Here is a 226-nt window from a genome sequence, read left to right as displayed (position 1 = left end):
CACGCTAATTACCAATGCCTTTTTAGTCCGCAAGTTGCCAAACGGACTTTATATTTCTATTGTTTTGTCAATCCTTTATTCAGGATATTAATAGCCGCATTATGATCTCTAAGGTGATGTTTATGACAGACTGGACAAGTCCAATGTCTGTCGGTTAGAGTCAATTTGTCAGCACCGCTCAAGATATGTCCGCAATTGGAACATGTTTGGGTGGTGTTTTTTGGAT

At 39.4% G+C, this 226-nt stretch carries 1 protein-coding gene; it reads right to left on the bottom strand.

Going from position 1 to position 226, the window contains the following annotated elements:
• Positions 1 to 56 precede the first annotated feature (56 nt).
• Positions 57 to 226 (bottom strand): zinc ribbon domain-containing protein (locus tag FD29_RS11265; protein ID WP_157049389.1); only part of this gene is annotated, 170 nt, incomplete at its 5' end.

Origin of the sequence: Companilactobacillus mindensis DSM 14500, assembly GCF_001434275.1 — a bacterium.
In the GTDB taxonomy this organism is placed as follows: domain Bacteria; phylum Bacillota; class Bacilli; order Lactobacillales; family Lactobacillaceae; genus Companilactobacillus; species Companilactobacillus mindensis.
The sequence above is the reverse complement of the archived record's forward strand: the minus strand, read 5'-3'. Positions and strand labels throughout refer to the sequence as shown.